Source organism: Erythrobacter westpacificensis, from assembly GCF_039542285.1.
GTDB lineage: Bacteria > Pseudomonadota > Alphaproteobacteria > Sphingomonadales > Sphingomonadaceae > Alteraurantiacibacter > Alteraurantiacibacter westpacificensis.
Genome location: NZ_BAABHV010000009.1, coordinates 70,379 through 95,638 on the forward strand (window position 1 = coordinate 70,379; position 25,260 = coordinate 95,638).

Genomic DNA, 25,260 nt, shown 5'->3' on the forward strand with positions numbered 1-25,260 from the left:
TCACGCTATCACTGCGCCAGTTCCGCGAGCCGCTCCTTCACCGCCGCCAGATCGGCCGCGAACAGACGTTCCTGCTCCGCCTTGGCCTCACCATCGAGGCGCAGGAGGTATGACGGGTGTGCCGTCACCCACAGCTCGCTGCCATCGTCGAGCGCAATGGGCTCGCCGCGCACTTTCGAAATGCTCACCGTCTTGCCCAGCATCGCGCGCGCTGCACTGGCACCAAGGGCCAGCACCACCTTGGGCTTCACGATGGCGCGCTCGGCCTCGTGCCACCAGCGGCACACGTCAATCTCCTTCGCGGTGGGCGACTGGTGCAGACGGCGCTTGCCGCGCTGGACATATTTGAAATGCTTCACCGCATTGGTGACATAGGCCTCGCGCCGCTCGATCCCGGCCTGCTCCAGCCCGGCATCAAGCACTTGCCCCGCCGGGCCGACGAAGGGCTTTCCGGTCTGGTCTTCCTGATCGCCGGGCTGCTCGCCCACGATCATCAGAGCGGCATCGTCCGGCCCCTCCCCCATCACCGCCTGGTTGTCGAGATTGCCGATGGGGCATTTGCGGCAAGCGTGGATGGCCTTGTCGATCGCTTCCAGCGTCTCGGGCCGGTCCTCAAACTCGAGTGCGCCTGCATCCACCATTTCGCTCTCCCGCTTCTGCGCGCCTGCCACCAGCTCCGGAATCAGGGCGGCTTCGGGCATGTTCTTCCAGTACTTGCGGGGCATTTCCTTCAGCATGGCCCCGATCTTCAAACGCGCGGGGTTGAAGATGGATGCGTAATACTTGCGCCACAGGTCCTCCGCCGGATCGCCCTGCGGTGCGTCGGACTTCTGCGCAGGTCCGCTTTCGCGCAGCGTCTCACCATCCCAGTGGATGCAGCCCTTCGGCGTCAGGATGGACCAGTGCATGTTGGCAAAGCGGCGCACGAAGAAGCCCGCCTCGCGCCGCACGATGTGATGATCGGGCTCGAACCAGGCGACGTAATGCTCGTTCCCCTCCTCGTCCTCCACCATGCGGAAGCGGACGAAGGCATGCATCTTGTGTGCATCGCGGCGCACGGCCTTGTCCATGTCCTCCAGCCGGCGCACCTGGCTATCGGCCTTGTCCTCCATCAGCCGCGGGTTGGACTGCAAACGCCACAGCATCGCATAAAGAAGGGAAAATCGTTCTGGGTCAGAATGATGAGCGACATTCCTGGCAATCGAAAGGAACCGCTTGCTGGCGCGAATGATGCGCTTGTCGTCCTCGGGCACAGGCAGCCGCTTGTCGCCGTGACTGAACAGCGAGCCATTACCGCCCGGCTCCACCCAAGCGACACGGTCGGGCGGCACATCGCACTGGATCAACTGCCGCGCCCGCTCCCGCCAGAAGGCGAAGTCGTCCGGCTCGGGCAGGTGCACCACGTAATAGGTGCCGAGCTTTACGTGCTGGAGCGCAGTCATGCCGCGAACAGTTCCAGTTGCTCCTGCCTGGGCGCAAGCAGGCTGCGCAAATCCGCCCGGTCTGTCAGCAGCGTGGGCCGCCAGTCGGCGGTGCAGATGAACGGACGCACTTTCGCCACGGACACCGTCAGCTTCGCCACATCGTCCAGCCGCAAGGTGCGATGACGGCGCGAGGCGAGGATCTGCCCCACGGCCCGCGTACCCAGCCCCGGCACACGCAGCAGGTCTTCGCGGCTCGCGCGATTTACGTCCACCGGGAAACGACCGCGAAATTTCAGCGCCCAGGCCAGCTTGGGATCGATGTCGAGCGGCAGATTCCCGTCCGCCTCGGTCGCCTGCATCACTTCCTGTGGAGCAAAGCCATAGAAGCGCATCAGCCAGTCCGACTGGTAAAGCCGGTGCTCACGCATCAGAGGCGGGCGCTTCAGGGGAAGCACTGCGCTGGCATCGGGAATGGGTGAGAAGGCGCTGTAATAGACGCGGCGCAGCTTGAAATTGCCGTAGAGGCGGCTGGCCTTGCCCACGATATCGCTGTCGGTCGCGGCATCGGCACCCACGATCATCTGTGTCGACTGGCCACCCGGAGCGAAACGCGGCGCGTGCCTGAACCGCTTGCGCTCGTCCTTCGACTGGCGGATCGCCATCTTCATGCCACCCATTGCACCTTCGATCTGGCGCGAATTCTTGTCCGGCGCGAGGCGCGTCAGCCCGGTGTCGGTGGGCAGTTCGACGTTTATGGAAACGCGGTCTGCATAGAGGCCCGCCTGGTGCGCGAGTTCCGGGTCCGCTTCGGGAATGGTCTTGAGGTGGATGTAGCCGCGAAAATCGTGCTCCTCGCGCAGGATACGTGCGGTTTCCACCAGCAGTTCCATCGTGTGGTTGGAGCTCTTGATGATACCGGAAGAGAGAAACAGCCCCTCGATATAGTTGCGGCGGTAGAAGGTGAGCGTCAGGTCCGCCACTTCGCGCGGAGTGAACTTCGCGCGGCGCACGTTCGAACTCTTGCGATTGATGCAGTAGTGGCAATCGAAGATGCAGTGGTTGGTCAGCAGGATCTTCAGCAGCGAAATGCACCGACCATCGGGCGCGTAGGCGTGGCAGATGCCCATGCCTTCTGTCGAACCGACACCCTTGCCGCCCGTGGAGTTGCGCTTCGCCGTTCCCGACGACGCGCAGGAGGCATCGTATTTCGCTGCATCGGCAAGGATTTCCAGCTTCTGGATGGTTTCGAGCGCGGCCATTTGTTCCTTATATGTTCTTGTGCGCGATTCGCCAAGCCATTGCCGCTAACTCGCGATAACTCCGCGGTGAATTGTCCAAGGACGCGACCCGGAGAAAAGTGGAATTAACCACGCATCTTGGGGCGGGTTTAACCAACCTTGCCGCACGCAGGGCGTTCATGAGAAAAAGGGGCAAGCCATGAAACTGTTCGCGCGCACGAAACCCGTGTCCGCTCCCGAGCGACGCAGCGGGCCGCGAACGCGCGTGGATTGCCTTGCCACGATGTTGATGCCCAGCGGCAACCGCAGCGGACGTCTGTTCGACATCTCCACCACAGGTGCTCGCCTGACGACACAGGATCCACCGGCCAAGGGCGTTTCCGCGATCCTCGACTGGAGCCTGCACGAAGCCTACTGCCACGTGATCTGGACGAAGCCGGGAATGTGCGGCGTGGAATTCGACCGCCCCCTGCCCCAGCGCGTGCTCGATGAACTGATCGAGGAAGCGGGCACAGGTCCGCGCCTGGTTCACCGGGCTACCGATGACGACAGAAACGGAGGCATTCCCCGCCCGCCCACGCGCTTCGTCGGCTAGGACAGAGTCAATCTTCAGTCTGGACGCGCTGCAATTGGCGTGACACAACTTTCCCGATTGCCTCCGCAAGAGAGGTATGCCTTGGGAGAGGCCGATTGAAGCGAATGCCATTCAGCGCGGCGATTGCCGATGCGCCGCTGCGCCCGTTCCAGATCGTGGTTGCCGCGTTCGGCCTCGCCTTCCTGGTGATCGACGGGATAGACCTGCAATCGCTGGCGCTGGTGACGCCGCTGATCCTCGACGAATGGCAGATCGACCGCGCGTTGTTCGGCCCCGCGCTTGCCGCGTCGCTGTTCGGCATGGGTTTCGGATCCATTCTGGGCGGCCTTCTGGGGGACAGGATCGGGCGGTTGAACACGCTGTTCATCGCCTCACTCATCTTCGGCTCCACAACCATCGCGGCCGCCTACACGAACACCGTATGGGAAATGAGCGCAGTGCGCGCCATCGGCGGGCTGGGTTTCGGCGCCGCCTATCCCAACGCCCTCGCGCTGGTGAGCGACTGGGTTTCCGACCGCCATCGACCGCACGCCATCGCATTGCTCTCGGTTGGCATCCCGGTCGGCATCACGGTGGCAGCCGAACTGCTTCCACTCCTGCTACCGGACCACGGCTGGCGCGGGGCGTTCGTCATATTCGGCGTGGGATCACTCGTTTTTGGCGCGCTTATGCGATTGGTACTGCGTGAGCCGCCTGCCTTTTACCTTGCCAAGGGCAATACCGATGCAGCGCAGAAAAGCGCCGCGCGCGTGATCGACAGCGACATCGAACTCGCGCCCGAACCCGAGGATGCGGATTTCGCCGAGACGGGCGAGCGCATCGGCATTTTCCACCAGCGCAACACGCGGCTCAACATCGCCATGTTCGTCAGCTTCTCCGCCGCGACGACCCTCGTCTACGGACTGCTGAACTGGACGACCGAACTGCTCACCTCTGCCGGCTTCACGCTGGAGGAGGCGCTGCGAGCGACATCGTGGCAAGGCATTCTCTCGATGATCGGCGGCATATCTGCGGGCTTCACCGTGCGCACTTTCGGCTCGCGCGCAATGATCCTTGGCGGAGCCATGCTGATTACCGGTACTATCGTCGCACTGGCGTTCATGGTGGAGGGGCTGGAAGGGCCGCCCTCGCCATCGCAGATCAACGTCATCGTCGTTCTCGAAGGACTTGCAGTCGGCCTCGTCTCCATGATGATCTCGCTGTTCTACGTCGTCATGGCCTATGGCTACCCCTCGGCCTGCCGTTCCGGTGGGATAGGCTTCGTCATCACCTCCGGCCGCGTGTTTTCCATCGCAATGGTCTTTGCAGGAGGCTGGCTGCTGAACCTGGGGGGCGACAGCTTCGTGATCTATTTCGCCACGCTGATCGCGATCGCACTGCTGGTGTTCCCCGCCGCATTCATCATCGACAACCACATCCCGCCCGCCCGCAAGAAGGAGTCCTAACCATGGTCGTTATCGCAGGTCGCCGTATCAGCCCGCAAAACCTTGGCGGCGAATACGAGCGCATAACCGTCACACCCTACGCAGGCGCGCTGGGCGCCGTCATCGGCGGGGTCGACATCGCGCAGGAACAGGATGATGCCACCATCGCCGAAATCCGCCGCGCGCTGATCGAGCACCAGGTGATCTTCTTCCGCGAGCAGGATTTCTCGCCCGAGCAGCACCTCGCCTTCGCCAAGCGGTTCGGTACGCTGAACCAGCACGACCAGGTGAAGGGAATGGACGAGTACCCGGACATCATCGAAGTGCGACAGGAACCCACCGACACGCGCAATTTCGGCGGGGCGTGGCATGGCGACGTGACCTACCTGCCTGAACCGCCACTCGGTTCCATCCTTTACGCCAAGGAGGTGCCGCCCGTTGGCGGAGACACGCTATGGTCGAACCTCTACCTTGCTTACGAAGACCTATCTCCAGGCTACCGCGCGATGATCGATCCGCTCACCGTGATCCACACGCCCGCGCTGATCTACGGCACCAAGTCGATGGACTGGAGCAAGGACAGTTCGATGAAATCATCGCCCACGGAAGCCGCGCATTACGAGGTCGAGCACCCGCTAGTGCGAACCCATCCCGAAAGCGGTCGCAAGCTGTTCTACGTCAGCGGCGCCTACACCCCGCGCTTTAAGGACCAGACCGAGGAGGAAAGCGGCCCGATCATCGACTACCTGATGTACCAGGCGACCCGCGAGCCCTTCACGTGTCGCTGGCGCTGGCAGGCAGGCGACGTCGCCTTCTGGGACAACCGTGCATGCCTGCATTACGCGCTGAACGATTACCACGGTCACAGGCGGATCATGCACCGCGTGACCATCAACGGGGAGCGACCCGCCCGATAGCATCGGCGCGATTCGTCTCGGCTTAACCCCTTTGCCCTAAGGGTAATCCCCTATGCCGCGACATGCGGCGAAGCCGTGGGGGTTATTGTATGCAAAGCCGGACTGTTCCGAGCGCAACTGGCGAGTTGGCTCCTGCTTCCTCGGCCTTGCAGACCACGGTCCAGGCGGACGAACGCTTCTACATGCTCGACCTCCTGCGCGGCTTCGCTGCAATTGCCGTCGTACTTTATCATGGCGACCGCCTCGTCCCGGCAGGCTATTTCGCGGTGGACTTGTTCTTTATCCTAAGCGGGTTTGTCCTCGCTCATGCCTATCGCGGCCGATTGCGGAGCAGAGAGGAGATCGTCTCTTTTCTCGTGAAACGCGCAATACGCCTTTATCCGGTCATGTTTCTGGGTGCGCTGGTCGGTCTGGCCATCAATGGCGGGTCGTTGAAAACACTTCTGCTGATACCGGAGACGAACGGGATACTTTACCCTGCGAACCTGCCTCTCTGGTCGCTTCTCTTCGAAGCCATTGCAAGCGTGGCATTCGGCCTGTTTCACCTCTTCGGGAAACCGATGCTGGCCGCATTCTTTCTCGTGGGATTGGCCATCTTCGCGTTCGGGGTGCTGAAGGCAGGCACGGCCGATCTGGGGTTCTTCAGCGGCGCTTTCGGTGCCGGGCTCGGGCGCACGGCCTTCGGTTTCAGCGCCGGAATCGTAATCTATTACCTTTGCCGCGGACGCCACCCGATCAGCCCTTATCTTGCAGTGTGGTGTTGCCTCACGATCGTTGCGGTAACGTTGTTGCAGCCCGGCAGCCCGCTGGTCGAACTGCTGGTCGTCACGGTGGTGCTTCCCCTGGCGATCTTCGTGCTGGCGCACTTGCAGCCGGCGTCGAATGGCCTGGCTGTCTGGCTCGGCAATCTTTCCTATCCGCTGTATGCAATCCACCATCCGATCATCAAACTGGCCGAAGATTCCGCAGTCGCGGTCGTCGCAACCTGCATCGCGCTCGTGCTTGTCTCTGCGGCGATCTACAGGTGGTACGACGTGCCGGTGCGTCAGTGGCTTGAGAAGCGTTGGGCAGAGACTGCTTAGACGCCACTTTCTTGGGTCCGGCATTGAATGTCGCCCCGGCTGGATGTTCAGCCAAACAACCCCTGTAGATACCAGTCCGGCATTCCTCCGCGTCCGTCGGTCGGCAGGCCGTTGCGGTAGATCCAGTAGCGCCGGCCCGCCTCGTCTTCCACACGATAGTAATCGCGCAGGCGAGTGGAGCCGCGCTCGCGCCACCATTCGGGCGCGATGCGTTCGGGGCCTTCCACGCGGGCCACTTCGCATACCTGCCCACGCCAACTGAAGCGGCGGGGATAGCCCTCGGGCGCGGCATAGAGGACGGAAATGCGCTCAGGGCTTTCCAGCAGCTTCAGGGGCCGGGTGTGGAAGGCGAGTTGGTGCTGTTCGGCAGGTTCGGGCTCCAGCGGCGGCTGCCATCCTTGCGCGCGTTCGGGAATATGGCTGGCGCGCGGCACCGGGCGCTGCACGGCTTGCGTGCCAAGGCGCGTGGTGAGGCGATCCATGCAGGCCGCCAGCGAAGTGCCGTGCTGCTCTGCTGCCGCTTCCAGGTCCGACTGGTCCAGCCCCAGCGGCTGCGACCACGAGGCCCGCAGGCGCAGCATTTCGATACCGAACCCTGCATCGATATCGTCCAGCCTGTCGGCAAACAGGCGGACCATGTGATCGGGATCGCGAGTGGCGGCGGCCATTTCCAGCTCGCGCACCAGCACTTCACCGTCCACCCGCCACAGACCCAGTTGCAGGCGGCGTGCGCCCTCGCCCTTCGCTTCCAGCGTGCGCGCCATGTCCTGCGCCAGATCGCTCACCACGGTATCGAGCAACTGGCGGTGGCGGATCGGCTCCAGCAGGCGGCGCTGCACCATCGGCGCGGTGACGGGGACGACGGGCAGTAGTGGCTCCGGCACCCGGTCCAGGAGTTGGTCCATGCGGACGAGCGGGTTGGCAGAGGGCGACTTGCGGTTGCGGAACCGGCGCTGGATGGCATCCCTTCCGCTGCCTTTCCGATCACGCCCCTCCTCGATACCGGCAAGGTCGCCCAGCCGTTTCAGGCCAAGGCGTTTGAGGACGAGCAGCACGTCGTTGTCGAGGCGCAGCGCGGCCACCGGCAGGTCGGCAAGGCGGGTCTGCAAATCTTCCTCGGGACCAAGGATCGCGCCGGATGCGGCGAAATGCGCCAGCGCCCAGGCCGCCCCCGCGGTGGGCGCGATGGCAGCGCGGATGGTGAGACCACGGGCGCTGCAACGGGCCTCCACGTCGGCCAGCAGACGCCGCTCCCCGCCGAACAGGTGAGCAACGGCGGTCACGTCCACCAGCACGCCGTCAGGCGCGTCCATCGCGCTCCACGGGCCCCAGCGCATGGCCCACAGGGCAAGGCGTTCCAGGAAGGCAAGGTCCCCCACCGGATCGCTGGGGCGCACTTCTATCGACGGGCACAGGGTGCGGGCATCGGCCAGCATCATGCCTTTCGCCGCGCCCGCAGCGCATGCGGCGGGGTTCACGGCATCGATGCGCGGACCGTGGGCGGTTTCGGTTATCAGCGCCAGCGGGGCGGCATCCGGCCCTTCCTCGCGCCGACAGTTTTCAGAGTGCCGCCAGCGATCGAGCGCCAGGTCCGCGCACCAGATCGCCATGATCCGGCGCGGTGGTTTCCGGGGCTCTTTCCGCGGCGAGGCGTTCTGGCTCATCGCGCAGTATCCATTCTCCGGGAGGGTGGGCACGGGCGCGGAACAGCTGCGCATGCCAGGCCGGGCGACCGGGTGCAGCCACGTTCCAGCGCGGCGGGGATGACGGCGCGCTCGCCATGCGCCAGCGCATCCGGGCAGAACTGAGATCGGCCTCGGCATCGAGGCGGACGAGCAGCAGCGGAATGCCGTGTTTCTGCGCCGTCAGGGTCAGGCGGCGCGAGGCGGTGAAATCCAGCGCCCGCGGATTGCCCGCCACTTCCCCCACCACCACGGCAAGATCACGGCAGCGCAGCCCCTCCTCCATGGCGAACAGGGCGTCCTCCGGCGTCTTGGCGGCAACATGGATCAGACGGTGACGCAGGGCTTCGGGCAGGCCCGCGCGATAGGGACGCCCACCCAGCTTGATAGCGCGGGCATCCTGCACCCACAGCACGCTGCGCTCTTCCAGCGAGGAACCCTCGCCCGCCCGCAAGGCCTGCTGCACAAAGGCAAGCGCCGCCCCTGCCCCGACGCCTTGCGTGGCGGGGGCGAATATCTCGCTGTGCAGAGGCAAGGCCGCGTCGGGCTGCCAGCGGGGATTGCGGGCAGCGCGGGTGGCCAGCTCAGCCGCTTTTGGCAGTGTGCTGGTGTCCATGACGAATCGACTCCTATGTTCTTATTATGTTCCACTATGGGCCTTCGGGCAAGGTCGGAACCACACCCCCGCCCATATCGTTGATCGGGCAAAGGAGACTCTCATGACCTCGACACACGACCTCAAACAGAAGTTCTGGAAATCGCTGGCCGACAGCCCGTTCATCTTCCTCGAACTGGATGCCGATCCGAAAACCGCCGTGCCAATGACGGCGCAGCTGGACAAGGATGCCAACTCCGCGATCTGGTTCTTCACCACCAAGGATCACACCTTTGCCAAGGGTGGCCCCGCCACGGCGACCTTCGCCGGCAAGGGGCATGACATGTTCGCCCGCTTCAGCGGTACGCTACGCGAGGAAACCAGCAAGGAACGCCTGGAAAAGCAATGGAGCAATGTGGTTGAAGCATGGTTCCCCGACGGCAAGGATGATCCCAACTTACTGATGCTGCGCATGGACCTGGGCGAAGCGGAGATCTGGAACAGCGACCTTGGCTTCGTAGATAACGCCAAGATGCTCTTCGGCTTTGACGTGCGCGAAGATGCCCGCGAAGAGCATACCGAAACCGTCCTGTAAGAGCTTTCTACCAAGCAAGCAAAGGGCCGCTGCTCATATCGGAGCAGCGGCCCTTTTGCGTTGCTGGCGCCCGGTCAGTCGAACAGACCGGGGAAGATACCCACCACCAAAATGCCGACCAGCGCGATCGGGCAAAGGAAGCGCACCAGGAACAGCCAGAACAGGTGCAGCGCACCACCCAGACCGTTCTCCATGTCGATCAGCTTGCGATCGGCCACCCACCCCACGAAGATCGCCGTAAGAATGGCCCCGATGGGCATGAAGAACTTTGCCGTCAGCCCGTCAAGCACGTCGAAGAAGCCCTGCCCTTCGAAAACGGGGATGAAGCCCAGCGGATGCCAGTCCGACAGCACGTTGAACGACAATGCCGCCAGTGCGCCGAGTGTCATGGCGCCAGCGGCCACGATGATCGCACTCAGGGGGCGCACGATGCGGAAGCGGTCGATCATCCACGCGGTCGGCACTTCCAGCAGCGCCACCGAGCTGGTGAGCGCTGCAAAACCGACCATGACGAAGAACAGCAGGCCGACGACGGAGCCGAACGGCATTTCCTGAAAGGCATGCGGCAGGGTCTGGAACATCAGGCCCGGTCCGGCACCCACGGCAAGGCCGGCCGCGAACACGATGGGAAAGAGGCAAAGACCCGCCAGCAGCGCCACCAGGGTATCGGCGCTCGCGATGATCGCAGAGGTGCCCGCAAGGTTCACATTGCGACCGACATAGCCGCCGTAGGTAATCATGCCAGCCACGCCCAGCGACAGCGAGAAGAACGCCTGCCCCAGCGCCGCCAACATGACGGGGCCGGTCAGCTTTTCGGGCTCGAACGTGAAAAGGTAGTCCAGCGTCTGCGTGAAGGCACCGCCAAACGCACCGTAAATGGTGATCGCCACCAGCAGGATGAAGAACGCTGGCATCATGTAGTTGGCGACGATCTCGATACCGCCGCTGACACCGCGAGCCACGAAATACAGCGTCACGGCAAGAAACACGAAGTTCATGCCGACCATCATCGGACCGTTCGCGAAAAGATCGGGAAGCAGCGCCTCGACTGCTTCGGCCGACTGCCCTTCGAATGCCCCGCCTGCGATCCCCGATGTAAAGATGTCGCCGATGAAAACGCCGATGTAATAGAGGACCCATCCCCCCACGACGCAGTAGAAGCTGAGGATCAGGAACGCTGCGAGCACGCCCATGCCTGCGAGGATATCCCAGCGCGGACTGGCGCGCGACGCGCTGGCAACGCGGCGCACGCTTTCCGGCGCGGCCGATTGCCCGTGACGCCCGATCAAGGTTTCCGACAGGAGGATGGGCAGGCCGATCAGCAGGACGCAGGCGATATAGAACAATACGAAAGCGCCGCCACCATTGGCCCCGGCCTCTGCCGGAAAGCGCCAGAGATTGCCGAGCCCCACGGCGGAGCCGACCGCCGCAAGGATAAACGCGCTTCGTGACGACCAGTGATCCCTGGTGGCGCCCGACTGCGAAAGTGCCATAAAATCTCGTCCTCTCGACCCGAATTGGTAGCGTCATGCAACTATTTTGCGCCCGCGTCGAGGGGGCACTCTTCTCACCACGCTCGACGCCGCGCATTGCAATTGCCAGGCTCGGCGCGCTATCGCGCCTTCACGTCACATCCCTTCGGCATAAATTAGGCCATCCCATGTCCACGACTTTCCAACTCGACACGTCCACCAGCCGCGCCAACCCCACCCCGCAACCGATGCGAAGGCTCACGGTGCCCAAAATCCGCGAACGCAAGGTCGATGGCGTGACCACGGAACCGCTGGTCATGCTGACGGCTTACACCGCGCGGCAGGCGCAGTTGCTCGATCCGCATTGCGACCTGCTACTGGTGGGCGATTCATTGGGTCAGGTGATTTACGGCCTGCCCTCCACCATTCCCGTCACCATGGAGATGATGGCCAACCATGCCGCTGCCGTGGTGCGCGGCAGCTATCATTCGGTCGTCGTGGTGGACATGCCGTTCGGCTCCTACGAAGCCTCTCCCGAAGATGCCTTCGACAGCGCAGCGCGCCTTTTAAAAGAGAGCGGCGCGGCGGCGGTGAAGCTGGAAGGCGGCGAAGCGATGGCCGAGACGGTCGAGTTCCTTGTCAATCGCGGCATCCCGGTGATGGGTCATGTCGGCCTCACCCCGCAGGCGGTTAACGTGCTGGGCGGGTACGCCGCGCGCGGGCGCAGCGATGCCGAAGCCGACAAGATCGTCGGCGATGCCAAGGCGCTGGAGGCCGCCGGGGCCTTTGCGATCGTCGTGGAAGGCGTTGTCGAACCAATCGCGATCGCCGTGACCGAGGCGGTTTCGTGCCCTACCATCGGCATCGGGGCATCCGCCAGATGCGACGGCCAGGTGCTCGTGGTGGACGACATGCTGGGCATGTTCGAGCGCGTGCCGCGCTTCGTGAAAAAGTACGAGAATCTGGCAGAGACCATTTCGGAAACGGCCGCCAGGTACGCCAGCGAAGTGCGCGATCGCAGCTTCCCCGGCCCGGACCAGCTTTACCAGCCGAAATAGACTCCGGACCTTTCACGCCCTAGGGGCGTTGCCTGCCCAATCTCTCTTGCAACGGACCACCACTCGCATGGCGACCCTGCTGCGCTACTACAAGTTCTCGCTCGTCTTTACCGCAGCCTGCTTCGCGCTCGGCCTGTGGTACGGCATTTCCAGCACCGGCACCGTCTCGGGCGTGCTGGAGATCATGTGGATCATCTTCATCCTCTCGATACTCGAAATCTCGCTGAGTTTCGACAACGCGGTGGTGAATGCGTCCATTCTCAAGGAGATGGATGAGAAATGGCAGCAACGCTTCCTCGTCTGGGGTATCGCGATTGCGGTGTTCGGCACCCGTATCGTCTTCCCGCTTGCCATCGTGGCAATCGCGGCGGGGATAGGGCCGATGGAGGCGATAGACCTCTCGCTGAATGATCCCGAGCGATACGAACAGATCGTGTCGGGAGCGCATATTGGTATCGCCGGTTTCGGCGGCGCCTTCCTTGCCATGGTCGGCCTCAAGTTCTTCTTCGATGCGGACAAGGAAGTGCACTGGATCGCGGTGGTCGAGCGCAACCTTTCCAAGGTGGCCGTTTTGCCCGCTATCGAGATCGGGGTTCTCCTTCTCGTGCTGTGGGTGATCTCGCTGCAACTGCCGGATGCCGAAGCGCTTACCTTCCTGACGGCGGGCGTCCTTGGCCTCGTCACCTACATCGCGGTCGACGCGCTGGGGGAATACCTCAACTTGCGCGAGGAGACGCGCAAGAACGCATCGGGCGAGGTTATGCGCTCGGGTCTTGGCGGCTTTCTCTACCTCGAAGTGCTCGATGCGTCGTTCAGTTTCGACGGGGTGATTGGGGCATTCGCGCTTTCCAACAACATGATCATCATCGCGCTCGGCCTCTCCATTGGTGCCATGTTCGTGCGCTCGATGACTATCCACCTGGTGCGCAAGGGCACGCTTTCGGAATACCGTTTCCTGGAGCATGGCGCTTTCTGGGCGATCATCGTGCTGGGCGCGATCATGCTGACCTCGGCAGTGCTGCACATCCCCGAGACAATCACCGGCCTTATTGGCGGTGGTCTGATCGGCATCTCCTTCTGGTGGTCCCTGCGCCATAATCGGCGCGAGGCCGAAGGCGTGAAGGATGCGCTTACGCCCGGCTGAGCCTCGCCGCGATCGGAGCTGAAATGATCATCTGCACGAGATGGTAGGCCAGCACCGGCAGCAACACGAGACCTGCGGTCGCTGGCGGGAACAGCACACTGGCCAGCGGCGCGCCCAGTGCGATGCTCTTTTGCGCCCCTGCGAACAGAAAGGCGATGCGGTCTCCTCTCGCCAGCCCAAGCGCGCCGCCGGTTAACCACGAACCGGCAAATCCCAGCAGCAGGAAAGCACCGATCAGGAGCGCCAGCCAAACCCAGGCCGACAGGCTTACCAAGGTCCACAGTCCCTGCTCCACTGCGGCAGAAAAGGCGACATAAACGGCAATCGCGATTGCGCTGCGATCCGCCCAGCTTAGCAGGATCCTGTTCTCGGCCACGACGTGTCCAAGACGCTTTTGCAGCATCTGTCCGATGGCAAAAGGCAGCAGCAGGATCAGGCCGATCCGCTGAAGCCCCGCTAGGTCTATCCCGACATCGCCGCCCGCCGCCAGGGCCAGCAGTGGCGCGGTTACAAACACGCCAAGGATATTGATGACGGCCGCCGCCACAACCGAGGCAGCAACGTTCCCTCCCGCGATCGAACAGTAGGCCGTGGCCGATTGAACGGTGGAAGGAAGAAGGCCGAGGAACAGCAGGCCGAGGGCAACGGTCGACGGCAAGACCCCCTCGCCAAGCCGCGAGAGGCCCAGGCCCGCCAGTCCCATGACGCCGAACACCCAGACGATCAGCGGCAGCAGGAAACGCGCGTTGCGCATGCCGTGAAGCACCTGATCACGTGGCAGGCGCAGGCCGTTCAGCAGGAACAGGAAGAAGATGGCCGCGTCCGACACCACGCGGACCACCGCCCGCCCCTCCCCCGTCACCGGCAAGACAGTAGCCAGCGCAATGGCGAGCAGCAGCAGCCTTACCAGCGGATCGAACAGGGTTTTCAGGCGCGCAATCATTGCCGCGCGCTGTGCCGACGGAGGGTCAGGTCTGCAAGTCGTATTGCTTGATCAGGTCATACAGCGTCGGTCGGCTGATTCCGAGAAGCTTGGCGGTGCTGGAAATGTTTCCCTCGCTGCGAGCCAGTGCGTGACGGATCATCTTGCGATCGGACTTTTCGCGCGCACTCTTCAGGTTCAGCGCCTGCGCGTCCTCTTCCTCGGTGTCGCCAAGGTCGAGATCCTCCGCCTTCACGAGCTTGCCATCGGCCATGATGACCGCGCGCTTCACGCGGTTTTCCAGTTCGCGCACGTTTCCGGGCCAGTTCCACCCGTCGATTGCCGCCAGTGCATCGGGCGCGAAACCCGTGACGGCAGGGTTCATTTCCTCTGCAAACCGTTTGAGGAAGACCTTTGCGAGTAAGGTCGCATCGCCGGGACGCTCTGCCAGAGCGGGGATCTTCACCACCACTTCTGCCAGCCTGTAGAACAGGTCTTCGCGGAAGCGGCCATCGGCGATCATGCTTTCGAGGTTCTGGTGCGTGGCGCAGACGATGCGCGTGTCTACCGCGATGGACTTGCGCCCACCGATGCGTTCGATCGTGCGTTCCTGCAGGAAGCGCAGCAGTTTTACCTGTAATGGCAGCGGGATATCGCCCACCTCATCGAGGAACAGCGTGCCGCCATCGGCCAGCTCGATTTTGCCCTCGGTAGTTTTCACAGCGCCGGTGAAGGCGCCCTTCTCGTGCCCGAAAAGCTCGCTCTCCAGCAGGTTTTCCGGGATCGCCGCGCAATTGATGGCAATGAAACTGCCGCTCTTGCGCTCGCTCGCCTCGTGAACGCCGCGGGCGAGCAATTCCTTGCCCGTGCCACTGGCGCCCAGCAGCATGACCGAAACGTTGGTATTCGCCACGCGTTCGATCGTGCGCGCAACTTTCACCATTTCGGGTGCCGAGGTGATCAGGCCGCCGAGCACGGTATTCCCCTCCCCCGACTTCGCGGCAAGGCGGCGGTTCTCTTCCTCAATACGATGCAGGTTGAGGGCCCGCCGGACGATCAGGCCGAGCTGGTCGATGTCGACCGGTTTCTGGTAGAAATCGTACGCTCCGCGCTCGATCGCATTCAGCGCGCTCTCACGGGCTCCGTGGCCCGATGCGACGATGACCTTGGTGTCCGGCTTCAATGCCATGATGGCATCCAGCACGGCAAAGCCCTCGCTCGTGCCGTCGGGATCGGGCGGGAGGCCAAGGTCGAGCGTCACCACCGGCGGTGCCTCGGCCCTGAGCGCCGCAATGGCACTATCGCGATCGCCTGCGATTATCACTTCGAAATCCTCGTAGGCCCATTTCAACTGGGCCTGCAGTCCGGGATCGTCCTCGACGATGAGGATCTTGGGTTTGTGATCTGCCATCATGCAACCTCGCTGGCTTGTTCCTTTGCATTCATTGTTCGGATCATGTCTGCCGTCTCGCTGAGCGGCAGCCGGATCATGAAGCGCGTGCCAAGCCCCTCGCGCGATTCGACATCGAGCTGGCCGCCCATTGCGCGCACCAATTCGCGCGCTTCGAATGCGCCGATGCCAAAGCCGCCGGGCTTGGATGAATGGAAGGGTTTGAAAAGCCTGGTGCGGATGAAATCCGGGCTCATACCCGCACCTGAATCGACGACCTCGACAATCGCACTGCCCCCCTCGCTCCGCAGATTGAGCAAGACCGGCGATTTCTCGTCACTCGCCTCGATTGCGTTCTGCACCAGGTGAACCAAGGCCTGCTCCAGGCTTTCAGCATCGGCCTTCACCCTGCACGGCGCGCGCTGCGGCAAGACGATGTGATGCTTACCCCTGTACTGCGCCTCGATGCGTTCCAGCAGCGAATCGAGTGCCACTTCCTCGCGGTCCTTCGCACCGTGGCCACCATAGCGCCCGAGCCTTGCGAGCAGCGCCTGCAACTTGTCGGTCGAATTCCGCAAGGTGAGAATCATGTCCGCGCGAAACTCGGGTTTGTCGGCGTGTTTCTCCGCGTTGCCGGCCAGAAGGGAAAGCTGGCTCGCAAGGTTCTTTATGTCGTGCATGACGAAGGCGATGCGCCGGTTGAACTCGTCGAACTGTTGCGCTTCTCCCAGGGCGTTCTGGCTGTTGCGCTCAGCAAGATAGCTGGCCAGCTGTCGTCCCACGACGCGCAGCAGGTCGAAGTCTTCCCAATCCAGCCGCCGGGCCACGGCGGGGCGCGCCAGCACGACGACGCCGACCAGACGCTCGTAGTGAAGCAGCGGTACGAGTGCCCAGCCGAGCTCGTCTTCCAGGAGCCACCTTGGCGTCGCGACTTCGGGCACCGCGACTTCTTCGCCGGCGCGCACGTCATCCAGATCAACGATGAACTGGTTGTCGGACAGGAAGCGCGCACCAAGCGCATCGATGGCAAGCGCAGGCACTTCGATATCGCGCCATTGCCAGCGCGCTTCCAGCGCCAGGCCGCCCTCTTCGCGGGGTGTGAGCAGCAATCCTGCCGGGCTATCGGTGATATCCGCCACGGCCTGCACGATACGCTCCGGCAGCGGGGCGGCCTGAGGACCGGCACGGCCTATGGTATCGGTGAAACGCAGCCACTCGGCCCGATAATCGTAGCGGTGCTGGAACAGGTTCTTGGACACCGTCACCCGCAGCCAGCCGCGCAGCTTCTTCGAAGGCAGGACTGTCAATGCAAGCACGCTGGCTAGGAGGACGAACCCAGTTTGCAGAATTCGATCATAATCGCTGCCGATATAGGTCAGCCCCTGGGCGATCACGACCATCACCCCGAGGTAAGCCCCGATCAGCAGCAGCGAGAACGACTGGAACGTGAAGCTGCGCGAAGGGCGGAACTGCAATTCTCCCTTGCTGCGCAGGGTACCCATCGCGAGAAGGGCTACCACGACGGCCAGCGCCACGCTGCGCAGTTCCACCAGCATGACGGGCAGTCCATCGCCGAGGTAGGCGATCGTGTAGAAGTTCAGGTCGTAGAGCCAGATGACCGCGAGAGCCGAGGCCGGCCAGCGCAATCCTTGCCGTGCCGGCGCCGAGGCACTGGCATAAAGGTTATGAACGAGAACAAGCGCTCCGATGCAGAACAGCAACCTGAAGGTTATCCCGAATTGCAGGAGCAGGACCGAGGCTTCTGCGAAGCCGGAAAGCCGCGCGCTGGCAAACAACAGGGCGACCTGCAGCAGTTCGACCAATCCGAGCGAAAGCACCATCGGTCGCACCGGGCCCAGCCGCTTGTCACGGTCTCCATGTCCGAAAAGCCTGTAGAGCATCCACAGCCAGGCAAGGTTGCCTGCGACGCCGAGGAAGGCCGTCGCGACGTTGGCGTAGCCTAGCCCGACCACGGAGAAGGCCCAAAGCGCTGCAATGAACAGCGCTGCGGCGCAGGCGTTGATTGCCGGCCCGTGCGCCCGCTGGCTGGTGGCCAGCCACATCGCCAACGCCACGGCGCTGCATGCGACGAGCAGGAACGCCAGGTTGCTGGCAAGGTCCCAGAACGACATCGTCACCGGGCACCATCCGGCCACAGGACTACGCGCAACGTCTGCAACATGATGAGCAGGTCGAGAAAAGGCGTGTAGTTCTTTGCATAGTAAAGATCGTATTCGAGCTTGTGGCGCGCGTCCTCGATGCTGGCACCATAGGGATAATTGATCTGCGCCCAGCCGGTGATGCCGGGTTTCACCATATGCCGCTCCGCGTAGTAAGGCAGCTTGTCCTCCAGATCGTTGACGAAGACGGGGACTTCGGGGCGCGGCCCGACAAAACTCATCCGCCCGGTGAGAACCGTCCAGACCTGCGGCAATTCATCGATCCGCACCTTGCGGATGAACGCACCGACGCGGGTTATGCGGCTGTCGTTCTTTTCCGCCCATTTCGCACCGTCCTTCTCCGCATCGGATCGCATCGAGCGCAGTTTCACGATCTCGAAGGTCTGTCCGTAAAGCCCGACGCGCTTCTGCCGGAAGAAGGCAGGCCCCTTGCTGTCGAGCTTCACGATCAGGGCGAACAAGGCGATGACAGGGAAAGCCAGCAGTAAGAGCAGGCCGCTGGCAAGAATATCAAACGCGCGTTTGGCGAAGGAGGAAATTGCTCGCCCCGAAGAGAATCCGTCCGAAAAGATGAGCCAACTGGGGTTGAGCGTATCGAGATCGACGCGGCCGGTTTCCCGCTCAAGGAAGGTCGAAAATTCGTTTACATGCACTCCGGCTGTTTTCACACGGAGCAGGTCCTTCAGCGGGAGGGAATTGCGCCTTTCCTCCAGCGCCAGCACAACCTCGGTCACGTCCAGCCCGGAGACATGGGCCGACAGGTCTGAGATTGTCGAGCGCTTTACAGCCTCGGGCACCTGTTCGCTCGGCTGGGTCATGCTGATGAAGCCAACTATCGTAAAACCGCATCCTTCTTTTTCTGACAGCGCCTTGAGACGCTGTGCACGAGGACCGGTTCCGAGCACGAGGACACGGCGACGAAATGCAGAGGTGCCAAGCAGGTTGCCCAGGATGACGCGGTTCAGAACCAGCATGAAAGTTGCCAGCACCATCGCGTACAGCAGGGTGGAGCGCCAGTAGGTGTGCCCGGGCAGAAGAAAATCGAGCAGCGCCAATGCCAGGATGGCAAGGGTGACTGCCACCAGCAGCCGAGCGCAGGCGAAGCGCAACGATCGTAGCGATTCCGGTCCGTAAACCCCCACCGCAATCATGGCGGCAAGCGTCGTCGTCGCGAAAGCAATGAGCGCGCCCAGACGCGAGAACGGAGTTCCGGCGTCGGTTCCGATCTGCCCCGACCTCAGCACCCAGCCAAGGTCTGCTGCCAGCAAGAGCAGCAACAGGTCCGCCAAGCCGAGCAGGAGGACGGCGTGGGGGATATAGTGTTTGAACAGGCGAACCATCGCTGCACCAACCAATTGCCGGAGGAATTTCCGGTTCATGGCCTCGGTTAACGGCGAGGTATGAAATGTCGGTAAACTTTACAGTCCCACCCTGCGAGCGCTGTAAAGCTATTTCGAAAAGTCCTCCGCCGCATCCTGCGCGGCGTTGCCCGTATCCTGCACGGCGTCACCTACGATTGTCGCAGCATGGGCCACGGCGTTGTCCCTGGCGATTTCGGCGTCGCTCAACTGGGAAAAGACAATTAATGCAACGACTGGTAGCGATAACTGGCAAGTCCTGTCGCTACATTCCGTAGGACAGCGCCAGCAGGATACTCAGGGTCGTCACCATTATCAGCACAAGCGGAACGCCCGTGCGCAGATAATCCGCGAACGAGTAGTTGCCTTCAGCCATGATCAACATGTTCGTCTGGTAGGCGATGGGCGTTGCGTAGCAGAGATTGCATCCGAACAGGACTGCCAGGATCAGCGGCTCCTGCGGCAGGCCTAGCTGTGTCGCAATGTTGAAAGCGATCGGTGTACCCACCGTGGCGGCAGTGGCGTTGGAAGCGAAGTTCGTGAGCAACGTCACGAACAGCATGATCGCCGCCAGCACGCCCGCGGGGGGCAAATGCTGCAGGCCCACCGCCATCAGTTCACCCAGCCATGCCGCGGCTCCGCTGTCCAGAATGATGCGACCGATGGCGATCGAGGCGGCGACGAGAACGATCACCTTGCCCGAAAGCGCCCTTCCCACCCGGTCGAACTTCACGCAGCCGGTCACGAACATCAGGATCGCACCCGCCAGCGCCGAAATGGCGATGGGCATCTTGAGAAGGTAGAAACCGTCGCTGCCGATCCACGGAATGCCGACGGACGCCAGCGCCACGGCGCCGAACATGATTACGGCGGCGAGCGTTGCCTTGGACCGGCGCGGCACGACTTTGGCACCTTCGAGCTGCAACAGGCTGTCACCCGATGCGAACGCAGCCAGACCGTCAGGAAGGCCGGTTACGAGCAGGACATCGCCTTCTGCGAAGCGGATTTCGGCGGAGCCCGGCGACTGTGTACCGATCAGGCGTTCCGGCCGGTGGATGCCCAGCACGGCCACGCCATAGTGATCGGCGATGCCGGAGCTGCTTAGCGTGCGGTTGAGAATGCGACTGTCAGCCGTCACCACCATCTCGACGACCTGGATATCCTCGCCCTGTGTGCGCGAGCGGCGGGAAATACGATCCACCACCCAGTTCGGTGCGACTTCGCCGCGCAACACGCGCATGGCGTCTTCCAGGCCGCGGTGCGTACCGGAAATCAGCAGCCGCTGTCCGACTTCGAACGTACCGTCCGGACGCTCCTCGAAACGGAAATCATCGGGCAGGCGATCAACGATCTCGTCGAAATGCTTGCCCGCCAGATCGCTGGTGGGGGTGACGCGCAGGCGGGTGTAGAACCGCCGCTCGAATTGTTGCTGATCCACGGAATTGTCGGGCAGCAAGCGGGGCATGACCAGCCAGAGATAGGGGAACGCCACCAGCGCGGCCATCAGCACGATCGGCGTGTAATGGAACACCGACATTTGCGGCATACCAAGGTCGCGGGCGATCCCAACGACCAGCAGGTTCGTGGAGGTGCCGATCGTCGTGGCCATGCCCCCGATCAAGACAGCGGCGTTGAGGGGGATCAGCGTCTTGGAAGCCGGCATGGCGCCCCGCTGGGCTAGGGCGACAAATATCGGCAGCAACAGGACCAGGACCGGCGTATCGTTGACGATCATCGACAGAAAGAGCGCCAGTAGCAAGGAGACCAGCAGGCCAAGCTGGAGGTTCACCTTCCAGACGCGTTCCAGCGCCCGCGCTGCTGGCTCCAGCGCTCCCGTGACGACCAGCCCCCGCCCCATGATCATGAGCGCACAGATCGTAATGAGCGCGTAGTGACCGAACCCGCCGAAAGCCAGAACGAGACCGTCGGTCGGCTGCGTATGCGGCAGGGGATAGAAATACAGCCCCACGGCAATGATCGCGATCGTCAGGAGGCTGATGATCTCGGTGGAAACGCGTCCCCGCGCGAAGGCGATGAACACGCCCACTGTCAGCACCATTGCGGCGATGGCATGGAAGGATGGGACTTCGATCACGGTCGTCCAGACAATTCCCAAAGCCCGGGCGCAAGATCAAGCAAATTCGCGGGAAACTGCGATGTCAGAGGATCAATGCCTGTCTGGTACCTCTGGCCGGACTCGAACCGGCACTTCCGAAGAAACTCGATTTTGAGTCGAGCGCGTCTACCAATTCCGCCACAGAGGCGTACCGGACAGTTGGGGCCGCTTAGCCTTACTTGCGCGCGGCGGCAATTGCTTATCCGCGCTACCGCTTCGCTACTTGAGCGCGGCGGCGATCTGCTTGTGCAAGCGCGAATGCATCTGGTCGTTACCGGCAATCACCTGCTTGTCGCAGATCGGCTGCGAACGGCCGCGATAGTCGGAAACGAAGCCGCCCGCCTCGCGCACCAGAAGGCACCCGGCCGCAGTATCCCACGGCGAAAGGTCGCTTTCCCAGAAGCCGTCGTAACGACCGGCGGCGACCCATGCGAGGTCAAGCGCGGCGGAACCGAAGCGGCGAATCCCGGCGACCTTGGGGCCGACGGCACCAAAAATTCGAGCCCACTCGGCAAAATCGCCATGCGCCTGGTAGGGCGTGCCCGTGGCGATAAGCGCTTCATCAAGGTGACGGCGGCCCGACACGCGCAGGCGACCATCGTGCAGCCATGCGCCACGCGATTTCTCGGCCCAGAATGTCTCGTCGGTGATCGGCTGGTACACCATCCCGGCAACCACGTCGCCCCAGTCATCGCTGCCCAGCTTGCGTTCCTGCACCGCGATGCTGATCGCGAAATGGGGAATGCCGTGGAGGAAGTTGCTGGTGCCATCGAGCGGATCGATGATGAAACGTGGCTGGCCCTCGTCACCCTCGATCTCGCCGCCTTCTTCCAGCAGGAAGCCCCAGCCCGGGCGAGCTGCCTTGAGTTCGTCCCACAGGATGCGCTCTGCCGCCTGGTCTGCCTTGGACACGAAATCCGACGGCCCCTTGCGGCTGACCTGCAAATGCTCGACTTCACCGAAATCGCGACGGAGCCTGCCACCCGCCTTGCGGGCAGCCTTTTCCATCACGCGAATAAGACCTGAAATTGCAGCCATGGGACTTTAGCCAGCCTTCCCGACGTAGCTCTGCTCGTACACGTCCACCACGATGCGCGTGCCGCTTTCGATATGCGGCGGCACCATGATGCGAACGCCATTGTCGAGCACGGCAGGCTTGTAACTGGAAGATGCGGTCTGCCCCTTCACCACGGCGTCGGCCTCGACGATCTCGGCCTCGATCTGGCTGGGCAGCTGCACGCTGATCGGGCGCTCTTCCCACAGTTCCAGCGATACCTGCATGCCGTCCTGCAGGAACGGGCGCGCATCGCCCAGAAGGTCGCTCGGCAGGTTGATCTGCTCGTAAGTGTCAGTGTCCATGAATACCAGCATATCACCGTCTTCATAGAGGAACTGGTAGTCCTTGGTATCAAGGCGAACCTTTTCCACCGTGTCGGCGCTGCGGAAACGGACGTTGGTCTTGCGGCCATCGATCAGGTTCTTCATCTCGACCTGCATGTAGGCGCCGCCCTTGCCCGGCTGGGTGTGCTGGATCTTGGCAACTTTCCAGATGCCGCCTTCATATTCGATGATGTTGCCGGGACGAATGTCCACGCCGCTGATTTTCATGATCACTAGCCTTGCGTTTTTCAGGAGTTGGCGCGCCCACTACCTGAGGGTGGGCGCGGCGGCAAGCGCAGACAGAAAGCCGGCTTAGATGTTCATGACGCGCTCAGCCTGCGGTGCTATGGGCGCGGGCATGAACAGGCTTTTCCTCGTCGCGGCCCTCCCCGCCCTTGCCCTCGCCATGCCTGCTGCGGGCCAGGGCCAGCCCGATACCATCGAGCGCGGCACCTACGTGTGCGAATTGCCGGGCGATGCAGCGGGCGCTGTGGGCATCGAGCAGCCGCAGGAAAGTTTTTCCATACGCAGCGCGTCGCGCTACTCTTCCGTCCAGGGTGGCGGAACCTACCTGCGCCGCGGCGACCGGCTGACTATGACCAGCGGCCCGCGTAACGGCGATAGCTACCAGATCGTCTCGCGTGGATTCCTGCGAAAGATTGTCAACGGACAGCCCAGTCGCCTGCGCTGCGTGCGTCAGGGAGAATAGCTGCGCGGCTCAGCGCTGCTGGCGCACGAGCATCGGGTACGGATTGACCGATGTCGCCGGTTCCCACCACTCGGCATCTGGCGTGGTACGCATGACCTCGAAATGAAGGTGCGGCGCATCAGGCTCCGCATTGCCGGTGGAGCCGACCGTGCCCAGTCGTTGTCCCCTGCGCACCTTCTGTCCTTCGTTCAGACCCGGCGCATACTCGGCAAGATGGGCATAGTAGTAGATCGTTTCCCGATCTTCGGAGCGCACATAGATCGTGTTACCACCCGCATCGGAGCGGAACAGGCGCTCGATCGTGCCGGGAGCCGATGCCCGGACCGATGTGCCTGCGGGCGCGGGGATGTCCAGCGCTTCGTGCAGGCGCGTGCCACCGCTTCGTTCGTCGGTAAAGGTGTCGACAAGATCAGTCGCCGCCACGTTTATCACGGGAATCATCAGCGTCGCTGTCTCTTCCTCCGGCGGGACCGAGGCCTCGTTGCGATCCTCCTGCGGGATGATTGCCTCATCACTCGGTGCAGGATTGGGCTCTGGCGTCGGACTTTGCTTGGCCGCGATCTCCCGCTCCATTTCCGCCGTTTCCGCCCGGTCCAGCACGAATGCGCCTGCAACGATCCACCCCGCCGAAACCAGTGTGGCGGTGACAGCTGCGACCTGCAATTTCTCGACGAACGGTGATGCCATAAGTGCCGATTATATCCTAAGCTGCTCGTGGTGCCAAAGTCGCTGTAATCGGCGGCTATTCGCCAAATAGCCAGAAGCGATGCATGAAATAGATCTCGCGCAGCAGGAACGGTGCCTGCGTCGAAAGCGACTGATAACGCGACGTCGGCGTTGCACTCGCCTCGGCATCGAGGCCTAGGGCTTCCGCCATTTCCATGGCCCGCCGCATGTGCAGCGGGTCGGACACGATCAGGGCGGTCTCGGCACCGGCATCACGCATCACCAGCTGGGCCTCGACCAAATTGTGCATGGTCGTGACGGATTCATTTTCCGTGAGGATGTCTTCCCCCGGCACTCCGGCGGCAAGCGCCATCCTGAGTCCAGCCTCGCTCTCAGCAATAACTTCACGCTCTGCTCGCGCGCCGGTAAAAAGCAGCTTCTGGACGCGCCCGTCTTTGTAGAGCGCTATGCCGTGAGCAATTCTTTCCCGGAAAACCGGCGAAGGCTCTTCGCCATTGACCGCGGCACCGAGAACGATGGCCACGTCTGCGCGAGCATCGGGCACCTCTTCGGGGCCGACGGCAATCCAGTAGCCGATCGCCCCGACCCAGCCGATCAGCGCCGGAACGATCGCGCGCCACAGATTAAAGCGCGGCTTCAAGCCATCGCCTTCCTGAATGCTTCAATCGCGACCACCTCGTCTCCGCCCCATACGGCGTGGGAGACGGCCAGGAAATCGGCACCTGCCTCCACTAGGGGGGCGCAATTGCCGGGCGTGATCCCGCCAATCGCCACGCAAGGAATTTCGAACAGGCTGCTCCACCATTGCAACAGATCCGGCTCTGGCCGATGGTCGCTCGCCTTGGTTTCGCTGGGGAAGAAAGCCCCGAATGCGACGTAGTCCGCCCCGGCCTCGCCCGCTTCCATCGCGAGGTGGCGGCTGGAGTGACAAGTGACACCGATCTGCATTTCGCGGCCCAGTTCCTCGCGAGCTTCGCGCACGTCCCCGTCCGCCTGGCCGAGGTGAACGCCATCCGCCTTCAGCCGCTTGGCCAGGGGGACGCTATCGTTGACGATGAAGCCCACTTCACGCGCCGCGCAAATTTCCTGCAATGGCGCGGCAAGGCGCGCCGCTTCGTGCTGGTCCACATCCTTCACGCGGAACTGGAAGGCTGTCGCCAGCCCCTTACCGGCGGCGAGGGCGCGGTCGAGCCGGTCGGCGAAATCGCCTCCCACTTCGAGCGGGGATATCAGGTAGAGCTGGCAGGAAGGCTGATCGGTCATGGAAGTCTTGGTATCCTCAGGAAGGTCGT

23 protein-coding genes and 1 tRNA gene are annotated in these 25,260 nt (G+C 62.8%); 8 read left to right on the forward strand and 16 right to left on the reverse strand.

What is annotated here, in order from left to right; translation table 11 throughout:
• Window positions 1-8 precede the first annotated feature (8 nt).
• Complete coding sequence (locus tag ABFX23_RS05005; protein ID WP_346032013.1) at window positions 9-1,442, reverse strand: UdgX family uracil-DNA binding protein; 1,434 nt, start codon at window positions 1,440-1,442, stop codon at window positions 9-11.
• Window positions 1,439-2,683, reverse strand: a complete 1,245-nt coding sequence (locus ABFX23_RS05010) for a putative DNA modification/repair radical SAM protein (protein ID WP_346032014.1) — start codon at window positions 2,681-2,683, stop codon at window positions 1,439-1,441. The genes ABFX23_RS05005 and ABFX23_RS05010 overlap by 4 nt, the downstream gene beginning before the upstream one ends.
• A gap of 178 nt (window positions 2,684-2,861) precedes the next feature.
• Between ABFX23_RS05010 and ABFX23_RS05015 the strand changes: the two genes are divergently transcribed.
• From ABFX23_RS05015 to ABFX23_RS05030, 4 genes are all read left to right on the forward strand, one after another.
• Window positions 2,862-3,257 carry a PilZ domain-containing protein gene (locus ABFX23_RS05015; protein ID WP_346032015.1) on the forward strand — a complete coding sequence of 132 codons (396 nt, stop codon included), beginning with the start codon at window positions 2,862-2,864 and terminating at the stop codon, window positions 3,255-3,257.
• 104 nt (window positions 3,258-3,361) lie between these two features.
• Entirely contained in the window at window positions 3,362-4,702 is a 1,341-nt protein-coding gene (locus tag ABFX23_RS05020) for an MFS transporter (RefSeq protein WP_346032552.1), read from the forward strand.
• Window positions 4,703-4,704: 2 nt separating this feature from the next.
• Window positions 4,705-5,598 carry a TauD/TfdA dioxygenase family protein gene (locus ABFX23_RS05025; protein ID WP_346032016.1) on the forward strand — a complete coding sequence of 298 codons (894 nt, stop codon included), beginning with the start codon at window positions 4,705-4,707 and terminating at the stop codon, window positions 5,596-5,598.
• A gap of 182 nt (window positions 5,599-5,780) precedes the next feature.
• Window positions 5,781-6,680 (forward strand): acyltransferase family protein, encoded by a 900-nt coding sequence (locus ABFX23_RS05030; RefSeq protein ID WP_346032017.1) that lies wholly within the window; start codon window positions 5,781-5,783, stop codon window positions 6,678-6,680.
• Between the two features lie 47 nt (window positions 6,681-6,727).
• Here the strand turns inward: ABFX23_RS05030 and ABFX23_RS05035 are convergent, their stop codons facing one another.
• Together ABFX23_RS05035 and ABFX23_RS05040 are read right to left on the reverse strand one after the other, a co-directional pair.
• Window positions 6,728-8,290 carry a DUF6504 family protein gene (locus tag ABFX23_RS05035; protein ID WP_346032018.1) on the reverse strand — a complete coding sequence of 521 codons (1,563 nt, stop codon included), beginning with the start codon at window positions 8,288-8,290 and terminating at the stop codon, window positions 6,728-6,730.
• On the reverse strand, window positions 8,241-8,978 hold the full coding sequence (locus tag ABFX23_RS05040) for a hypothetical protein (protein WP_346032019.1): 738 nt from the start codon (window positions 8,976-8,978) through the stop codon (window positions 8,241-8,243). Before ABFX23_RS05040 ends, ABFX23_RS05035 begins: the two co-directional genes overlap by 50 nt.
• Window positions 8,979-9,081: 103 nt before the next feature.
• Between ABFX23_RS05040 and ABFX23_RS05045 the strand changes: the two genes are divergently transcribed.
• Window positions 9,082-9,552: a pyridoxamine 5'-phosphate oxidase family protein gene (locus ABFX23_RS05045; protein WP_346032020.1), complete on the forward strand. Its 471-nt coding sequence runs from the start codon at window positions 9,082-9,084 to the stop codon at window positions 9,550-9,552.
• 74 nt (window positions 9,553-9,626) lie between these two features.
• Here ABFX23_RS05045 and ABFX23_RS05050 read toward each other — a convergent pair whose 3' ends face one another.
• On the reverse strand, window positions 9,627-11,045 hold the full coding sequence (locus ABFX23_RS05050) for a sodium-dependent transporter (RefSeq protein ID WP_346032021.1): 1,419 nt from the start codon (window positions 11,043-11,045) through the stop codon (window positions 9,627-9,629).
• Window positions 11,046-11,212: 167 nt separating this feature from the next.
• Here ABFX23_RS05050 and panB point away from each other — a divergent pair, with 167 nt between their 5' ends.
• Window positions 11,213-12,082 carry a 3-methyl-2-oxobutanoate hydroxymethyltransferase gene (gene panB, locus ABFX23_RS05055; RefSeq protein ID WP_346032022.1) on the forward strand — a complete coding sequence of 290 codons (870 nt, stop codon included), beginning with the start codon at window positions 11,213-11,215 and terminating at the stop codon, window positions 12,080-12,082.
• A gap of 67 nt (window positions 12,083-12,149) precedes the next feature.
• Window positions 12,150-13,226: a DUF475 domain-containing protein gene (locus ABFX23_RS05060; protein WP_346032023.1), complete on the forward strand. Its 1,077-nt coding sequence runs from the start codon at window positions 12,150-12,152 to the stop codon at window positions 13,224-13,226.
• Here ABFX23_RS05060 and ABFX23_RS05065 read toward each other — a convergent pair.
• The 8 genes from ABFX23_RS05065 to efp form a co-directional block, all read right to left on the reverse strand.
• Window positions 13,213-14,169, reverse strand: a complete 957-nt coding sequence (locus ABFX23_RS05065; protein WP_346032024.1) for a bile acid:sodium symporter family protein — start codon at window positions 14,167-14,169, stop codon at window positions 13,213-13,215. The genes ABFX23_RS05060 and ABFX23_RS05065 overlap by 14 nt on opposite strands.
• A 25-nt stretch (window positions 14,170-14,194) precedes the next feature.
• Window positions 14,195-15,559 (reverse strand): PEP-CTERM-box response regulator transcription factor, encoded by a 1,365-nt coding sequence (gene prsR, locus ABFX23_RS05070; protein ID WP_346032025.1) that lies wholly within the window; start codon window positions 15,557-15,559, stop codon window positions 14,195-14,197.
• Window positions 15,559-17,670 (reverse strand): XrtA/PEP-CTERM system histidine kinase PrsK, encoded by a 2,112-nt coding sequence (gene prsK / locus ABFX23_RS05075; protein ID WP_346032026.1) that lies wholly within the window; start codon window positions 17,668-17,670, stop codon window positions 15,559-15,561. The genes prsR and prsK overlap by 1 nt, the downstream gene beginning before the upstream one ends.
• A 2-nt stretch (window positions 17,671-17,672) precedes the next feature.
• Entirely contained in the window at window positions 17,673-19,058 is a 1,386-nt protein-coding gene (locus ABFX23_RS05080) for a TIGR03013 family XrtA/PEP-CTERM system glycosyltransferase (protein WP_346032553.1), read from the reverse strand.
• Between the two features lie 283 nt (window positions 19,059-19,341).
• A complete protein-coding gene (locus ABFX23_RS05085) occupies window positions 19,342-21,171 on the reverse strand; it encodes an SLC13 family permease (protein ID WP_346032027.1) in 1,830 nt (609 codons plus the stop codon).
• Between the two features lie 84 nt (window positions 21,172-21,255).
• Window positions 21,256-21,340 (reverse strand) — tRNA-Leu (locus tag ABFX23_RS05090).
• 71 nt (window positions 21,341-21,411) lie between these two features.
• Entirely contained in the window at window positions 21,412-22,230 is an 819-nt protein-coding gene (locus ABFX23_RS05095) for an inositol monophosphatase family protein (protein ID WP_346032028.1), read from the reverse strand.
• A gap of 6 nt (window positions 22,231-22,236) precedes the next feature.
• The gene (gene efp, locus ABFX23_RS05100) at window positions 22,237-22,800 is read right to left on the reverse strand and encodes an elongation factor P (protein WP_120078441.1); all 564 of its coding nucleotides are present in this window, start codon (window positions 22,798-22,800) and stop codon (window positions 22,237-22,239) included.
• Window positions 22,801-22,930: 130 nt separating this feature from the next.
• Here efp and ABFX23_RS05105 point away from each other — a divergent pair, with 130 nt between their 5' ends.
• Window positions 22,931-23,281 (forward strand): elongation factor P, encoded by a 351-nt coding sequence (locus tag ABFX23_RS05105; RefSeq protein ID WP_346032029.1) that lies wholly within the window; start codon window positions 22,931-22,933, stop codon window positions 23,279-23,281.
• A gap of 9 nt (window positions 23,282-23,290) precedes the next feature.
• Here the strand turns inward: ABFX23_RS05105 and ABFX23_RS05110 are convergent, their stop codons facing one another.
• From ABFX23_RS05110 to thiE, 3 genes are read right to left on the reverse strand one after another with little or no spacing between them, the layout of a single operon-like run.
• Window positions 23,291-23,968 carry a M23 family metallopeptidase gene (locus tag ABFX23_RS05110; RefSeq protein ID WP_346032030.1) on the reverse strand — a complete coding sequence of 226 codons (678 nt, stop codon included), beginning with the start codon at window positions 23,966-23,968 and terminating at the stop codon, window positions 23,291-23,293.
• A 55-nt stretch (window positions 23,969-24,023) separates the two neighbouring features.
• A complete protein-coding gene (locus ABFX23_RS05115) occupies window positions 24,024-24,608 on the reverse strand; it encodes a YdcF family protein (RefSeq protein WP_346032031.1) in 585 nt (194 codons plus the stop codon).
• Window positions 24,605-25,231 (reverse strand): thiamine phosphate synthase, encoded by a 627-nt coding sequence (thiE, locus tag ABFX23_RS05120; protein ID WP_346032032.1) that lies wholly within the window; start codon window positions 25,229-25,231, stop codon window positions 24,605-24,607. The genes ABFX23_RS05115 and thiE overlap by 4 nt, the downstream gene beginning before the upstream one ends.
• Between the last annotated feature and the right edge of the window lie 29 nt (window positions 25,232-25,260).

Coding starts and splice junctions, on each gene's coding strand:
- ABFX23_RS05105 (WP_346032029.1), top strand. CDS start 22,931: ATGAACAGGCTTTTCCTCGTCGCGGCCCTCCCCGCCCTTGCCCTCGCC.
- ABFX23_RS05030 (WP_346032017.1), top strand. CDS start 5,781: ATGCTCGACCTCCTGCGCGGCTTCGCTGCAATTGCCGTCGTACTTTAT.
- ABFX23_RS05015 (WP_346032015.1), top strand. CDS start 2,862: ATGAAACTGTTCGCGCGCACGAAACCCGTGTCCGCTCCCGAGCGACGC.
- ABFX23_RS05095 (WP_346032028.1), bottom strand. CDS start 22,230: ATGGCTGCAATTTCAGGTCTTATTCGCGTGATGGAAAAGGCTGCCCGC.
- ABFX23_RS05025 (WP_346032016.1), top strand. CDS start 4,705: ATGGTCGTTATCGCAGGTCGCCGTATCAGCCCGCAAAACCTTGGCGGC.
- panB (WP_346032022.1), top strand. CDS start 11,213: ATGTCCACGACTTTCCAACTCGACACGTCCACCAGCCGCGCCAACCCC.
- ABFX23_RS05050 (WP_346032021.1), bottom strand. CDS start 11,045: ATGGCACTTTCGCAGTCGGGCGCCACCAGGGATCACTGGTCGTCACGA.
- ABFX23_RS05080 (WP_346032553.1), bottom strand. CDS start 19,058: ATGGTTCGCCTGTTCAAACACTATATCCCCCACGCCGTCCTCCTGCTC.
- ABFX23_RS05110 (WP_346032030.1), bottom strand. CDS start 23,968: ATGGCATCACCGTTCGTCGAGAAATTGCAGGTCGCAGCTGTCACCGCC.
- prsK (WP_346032026.1), bottom strand. CDS start 17,670: ATGTCGTTCTGGGACCTTGCCAGCAACCTGGCGTTCCTGCTCGTCGCA.
- ABFX23_RS05040 (WP_346032019.1), bottom strand. CDS start 8,978: ATGGACACCAGCACACTGCCAAAAGCGGCTGAGCTGGCCACCCGCGCT.
- ABFX23_RS05060 (WP_346032023.1), top strand. CDS start 12,150: ATGGCGACCCTGCTGCGCTACTACAAGTTCTCGCTCGTCTTTACCGCA.
- ABFX23_RS05005 (WP_346032013.1), bottom strand. CDS start 1,442: ATGACTGCGCTCCAGCACGTAAAGCTCGGCACCTATTACGTGGTGCAC.
- ABFX23_RS05065 (WP_346032024.1), bottom strand. CDS start 14,169: ATGATTGCGCGCCTGAAAACCCTGTTCGATCCGCTGGTAAGGCTGCTG.
- ABFX23_RS05035 (WP_346032018.1), bottom strand. CDS start 8,290: ATGGCGATCTGGTGCGCGGACCTGGCGCTCGATCGCTGGCGGCACTCT.
- prsR (WP_346032025.1), bottom strand. CDS start 15,559: ATGGCAGATCACAAACCCAAGATCCTCATCGTCGAGGACGATCCCGGA.
- efp (WP_120078441.1), bottom strand. CDS start 22,800: ATGAAAATCAGCGGCGTGGACATTCGTCCCGGCAACATCATCGAATAT.
- ABFX23_RS05045 (WP_346032020.1), top strand. CDS start 9,082: ATGACCTCGACACACGACCTCAAACAGAAGTTCTGGAAATCGCTGGCC.
- thiE (WP_346032032.1), bottom strand. CDS start 25,231: ATGACCGATCAGCCTTCCTGCCAGCTCTACCTGATATCCCCGCTCGAA.
- ABFX23_RS05020 (WP_346032552.1), top strand. CDS start 3,362: ATGCCATTCAGCGCGGCGATTGCCGATGCGCCGCTGCGCCCGTTCCAG.
- ABFX23_RS05010 (WP_346032014.1), bottom strand. CDS start 2,683: ATGGCCGCGCTCGAAACCATCCAGAAGCTGGAAATCCTTGCCGATGCA.